This is a genomic window from Limnofasciculus baicalensis BBK-W-15 (assembly GCF_024178385.1).
In the GTDB taxonomy this organism is placed as follows: Bacteria; Cyanobacteriota; Cyanobacteriia; order Cyanobacteriales; family Coleofasciculaceae; genus Limnofasciculus; species Limnofasciculus baicalensis.
Genome location: NZ_JAMZMM010000394.1, coordinates 1 through 5,244, shown reverse-complemented (window position 1 = coordinate 5,244; position 5,244 = coordinate 1). Strand labels below are relative to the sequence as shown.

Genomic DNA, 5,244 nt, shown 5'->3' with positions numbered 1-5,244 from the left:
CCCTACTCCAAAAAACCCACTCCCCACTCCCCACTCCATCAAGGAAGTTCCCTATGTTAATTTGCCCCCAGTGTAAGTTTGAAAATCCCAATACCAATAAATTTTGTCAGAAATGTGGAGCTTCCCTGATCCATAAAACTTGTCATCAATGTGGTGCCCAAGTCCCAGTTAATTCAGAAAATTGCCAAGAATGCAATGCCTTCACAGGTACTGTTTGGTATGCGATTCTAACCCAAGAAGGCGATTTTCCACTATCTCAACCCGATCCTCTAGAAGCATCCCCAGTATCGGCAATCGAGATCGATGGAGTAATGGATGAAGAGTCACAGATTCAGCTTGCGATGGCGGTGGAGAGCGTTCCAAATGAAGCCGAAACTTCCCCAGTCAAAACACTTACACCCCCAGCCACCGATGACCAAAATCGACACCAATCCCCAACCGCAATAGAAGGATCTTTTGTGGAATCAGAGCAACAGGAAAATGAGGAAGGGGAAACTGTACACAGCCAAGAGGAAATAGAAAATCACTCATCAAAACTATCCTCTCCACAACCTATCTATCTGGATGCCCAAGAGCGCTACCGACTCTTAGAACCTCTAAATCAAGAACAGTCAGTCCCCGAAGCAAAAACAGGCTACGAGACATCTGTCCGGGTATTAGACTGCCAGCCGTTCCAAAAATCACTTTTAAAATCACTTTTAGAATCCGTGCGCCAGCAGACCGAGGATGGTCCGCTCCAATCTGCCAAAATATTTGGTATTCCTGCGATCGCAGAGCCATATTTAGCGCTGAAGGAATCCTACTCTACAACAGTGCCGGACATTCACGATGCTTGGCAAGAGAATGGAGAAACAGTAGTTTTGCTGGAAGACAGATCTGAGTGGCAACTCCTCAGTGAGTTATGGGGTGCTGAAGATATTCCCACAGGTCAGATATTATCATGGCTCGATGAAATGACTCAACTGTGGCAGGCTCTAGAACCTTGGCATTGTCGCCAGAGTCTGTTAGAAATTACTAATCTGCGAGTGGATAAATACGGAGTCCTTTGTCTGGAACGCCTTTACCAAGAACCCAAAGACGAACCCTTAACTCTAGAAGATTTGGGGCAAACCTGGCGGCGGTTATTTAGCACCTCCCAGCGAACCCAACTTACTTCCTTGGGGACAGTATTTCAAGATTTGTGTGCCCATGAAATTACCACTATTGAAGAATTGCGATCGCGTCTAACTCAAATCGCCACAGTCGAAGAACCTGTTTTGGTTTCCCCAGAGTTAGATAGTCTATTTCCAGAATTATCAATTCAATCACCGAAAGAAGATAATGTTTTCCCAACTGCCACCGATGAGAATACCAGTAACGATCAAACTGTTGTCCTCCCGATGCAGTTACTCAGTCTTGATGATGTGGGACGGACTGATATCGGTCATACTCGTTCCCATAACGAAGACTGCTTTGGTATCCGGACAGAAGTCAAAAAGCAGGAAACTCCCAAAAGTCGCACTCTAGATGCCCGTGGCTTGTATATTCTCTGTGATGGCATGGGCGGACACTTAGGAGGAGAAATTGCTAGTTCCATGGCAGTTGAAACCCTCTCAAAGTATTTTCAAGACCATTGGCATGACGAATTGCCAACAGAGGAGAGTATTCGTGAGGCGATCCGGATCGCTAACCAGGCTATTTACGATGTCAATCAACAAGATGCTCGCTCTGGTAGTGGTCGGATGGGGACGACACTGGTAATGATTTTAATTCAGAATACTAAGGTGGCGATCGCTCATGTTGGAGATAGTCGAGTCTATCGCCTGACTCGCAAATCTGGTATAGAGCAACTCACCATCGATCATGAAGTCGGTCAACGAGAGATTATGCGGGGAGTAGATGCCACGATCGCTTATGCCCGTCCTGATGCCTACCAACTTACTCAAGCATTGGGACCACGTTCGGATCAATTTGTCAATCCTGACGTGAAGTTTTTGGAGTTGAATGAAGATACGCTATTTATTCTATGTTCTGATGGTTTGTCGGATAATGACTTGATCGAAAGTCATTGGCACGATCATCTTGTCCCTTTGCTGAGAACCCATGCTAATCTCGATCAGGGTGTTGAGAAGTTAATTGGCCTAGCTAATGAGCATAATGGTTACGATAACATCACGACTATCCTGATCCGGGTTAAGGTACGACCCAACTTTGAGCAACGTTGGTGATTTATTTTCTTTGGCTAAGAAGGGGTTAGAGGCTAGAGAGTTTTGTTTGAGAATTTAAAACTCAAAACGGACTTCGTCCCGCTGCGCTAACAAAACTCAAAACTTAAAACTCTCTTCCCCCATTCCCTATTCCCTATTCCCTATTCCCTATTCCCTATTCCCTATTCCCTGTCTCGGCTAAACCATGGTCACTTTGACCCTTTTACACCCGCAGGCATCCACCCCAGTGCAAAAGTGGCATTTCCCGATCCAATCCACAATTCTGATTGGTCGTTCTCCTGATAATGATGTCGTGCTTAACGATCCCTTAGTTTCTAGGCATCACCTGGAATTGAGGGTGATAACTGCCAAATCTGGCAATCGGTGGCAGATCGTCAATCAGGGATCTAATGGCACCTATATCAATGGTGTCTTGGTGTCGCGAGAGTGGTTACCTGAAAATGCCCTAATCCGACTAGCACGAGAAGGTCCATTGCTCAAATTTCAAATCAATCCAGTTTCTCGTCCTACCCCATCCCCCATTCCTCAAACTCCTGAAGGCAATTTTTGCTCTCACCAGGGCAATCCTCCAGGAAATTTGTTCTGCATTCACTGCGGCCAACCTTTGGTAGTTCAGAGACTTATCCGCCACTATCAGGTGCTGCGCACCCTCGGACAGGGGGGAATGGGTACAACCTATCTAGCCTGGGATAAAATAGCTCAGATCGAGGTACGCCCCTCCCTGTTGGTGCTTAAGGAAATGAATTCCGACATGATGCAAATTCCTAAAGCCCAAGAACTTTTTGAGCGAGAAGCTCGTACCCTCAAGGCGCTGAAGCATTCAGGAATTCCTCAGTACTACGACTTTTTTGTCGAGGGTGGCAAAAAATATCTGGCTATGGAATTAATCCATGGTCAGGATTTAGAGCAGCGGGTGCTAACGAGTGGTCCGGTAACACCTAGAGAGGCGATTGACTGGATGATTCAGACTTGTTACATCTTGGAATACATCCACTCTTGCTCACCACCTCTAATTCATCGGGATATTAAACCCGCAAATTTATTGCTTCGCCATCGGGATAATCAAATTTTTGTGCTAGACTTTGGCGCTGTCAAAGAAATTGGTACGTTGCCAGGAACTCGAATTGGTGCTGAGGGCTACAGCGCACCAGAACAAGATCGAGGTATTCCGGTCACTCAATCCGATCTTTATGCTATTGGCCCAACCCTAATTTTTCTACTGACAGGGAAACCGCCCCTCAAGTTTTGGAATAAGCGCGGTTCGCTATACAGGTTTGACTTATCAGGTGTTTCTACGATCGCACCACCATTAAGGCAAACGATCGATCGAGTCTGTGAACCCAATGTTTGCGATCGCTACCAAACAGCCAAAGAGCTTTCCCACGCTTTGGCGGCTTGCTTATAGCTAAGAGGGAGTGGTGAGTGGTGAGTGGGGTGGAAAGATAGTTTTAATTAATTGAGAACTCAAAACTCAACACTCAACACTTGAAACTCAACTCTCTCTTGCCCCTTTTCCCTCTTACTCTTCATCCCATGCTTCTACTGCCAACAAGTCGGCAATCGGATCTTGCATGGTAAAGCCAAATTCGATCAGTTCCTTCTTCCAGAAGGCCCAATCATCCCCATATAGCAGGGCTATTTTCCAAATGCTATCGCTTGGCTTAATAATTTTCGATTTCACCAGGGAATGCACCTGACGTTGTAACTTCACCATTGGGTGAGTAACTTGCTGAATCATACTGTGAATTACTTTTGAAATAAGTTTTACAAATCCTTGAACTCAAGTGCTTCCTGATTTCTCTATTACGCCGGTTCGTAGAGTTCTGCTCGGCAAGAAAACACTCATGTATAGTTTTACCGCATCATGGGACATTTATGCAAGTCTTTTTTTGAAAATGTACGGAAATTACTATAAAGGACTCTAGTGTAAGTGGTTTCTTTTCGCCAAGAATCCCTGTCCGTTCACGCCGGAGAGTGTCAAGATAGAAAATTGGCATCAACTATCAACTAGAAGATTGTAGCACCGTTTTCCCAGGAGAGCGCAACAGCAAACCATATTCTATACCTTCCACCACAGCTTGGTAGGAGGCTTCTAAGATATTGGTAGAAACGCCTAGGGTCGTCCAGCGTTGTTCGCCATTACTAGATTCTACCAGAACGCGGGTTTTAGCGGAAGTCCCCGCGCCACCATCCAGAATCCGTACTTTGTAGTCGGTCAGGTAAAAACTGGCAATTTCTGGATAAAATTGCACTAAGGCGTTACGCAAAGCCTTATCTAGTGCCGATACTGGTCCATTTCCTTCGGCTACTTCCAAAAGCATCTCATGACCCTTGACAGCAACTTTGATTGTTGCCATGCAATTTCTCAAAGATCCCTGTGTCTCTTGTAGCATATCACAATGAACGTGAAAACCCTTTAACTCAAAGGGCGGCTCCCGATATCCTAATGCTTCCCGCATCAGTAAGTCAAAACTGGCTTCGGCGGCTTCAAATTGATAGCCTTGACTTTCTAGGTCTTTCATTCGTTGTAAGATTTCCCGACAGGTAGGGTCTTTTTTGTCGAGTTCGTGACCGAAACTCTTGGCTTTTGCTATAATATTACTCAGCCCTGACTGGTCGGAAATGACAATCCGCCGCTGGTTCCCTACTTGTTCTGGTTGGATATGTTCGTAAGTTAGGGGATTTTTTGCCACCGCTGAGACGTGGATTCCACCTTTGTGAGCAAATGCTGACCTACCTACAAAAGCCGCATGATCGTCAGGGGCGAGATTAACTATTTCACTAATTAGACGACTAGCTTGGCTGAGTTTTGCTAATTGGTCATCTTGAATACATTTGTATCCTAGCTTTAACTGCAAATTGGGTATCACTGAACAGAGATTAGCATTACCACAGCGTTCTCCGTAACCATTGATTGTACCTTGAACCATCCCAACTCCTTCTAGTACTCCCGCAAGGGCATTGGCGACAGCGGTTTCTGAGTCATTGTGGGTGTGAATGCCTAATTGGGGAATGGGGAATGGGGAATGGGAAAATG

At 45.6% G+C, this 5,244-nt stretch carries 4 protein-coding genes; 2 read left to right on the top strand and 2 right to left on the bottom strand.

From position 1 onward, the window contains the following. The coding region (locus NJ959_RS25175) for a serine/threonine phosphatase (RefSeq protein ID WP_309242709.1) at nucleotides 1-2,207 on the top strand (2,207 nt) is incomplete at its 5' end. Nucleotides 2,208-2,391: 184 nt separating this feature from the next. Then, nucleotides 2,392-3,612, top strand: coding sequence for an FHA domain-containing serine/threonine-protein kinase (locus NJ959_RS25170; RefSeq protein WP_254014500.1), 1,221 nt, complete (start codon nucleotides 2,392-2,394; stop codon nucleotides 3,610-3,612). A gap of 114 nt (nucleotides 3,613-3,726) precedes the next feature. On the opposite strand, the gene NJ959_RS25165 is transcribed toward NJ959_RS25170, so the two are convergent. Further along, nucleotides 3,727-3,945: a DUF4327 family protein gene (locus NJ959_RS25165; protein WP_254014499.1), complete on the bottom strand. Its 219-nt coding sequence runs from the start codon at nucleotides 3,943-3,945 to the stop codon at nucleotides 3,727-3,729. Between the two features lie 265 nt (nucleotides 3,946-4,210). Next, nucleotides 4,211-5,244, bottom strand: a 1,034-nt coding sequence (gene cimA, locus NJ959_RS25160; protein WP_254014498.1) for a citramalate synthase, incomplete at its 5' end; no start/stop codon positions are given.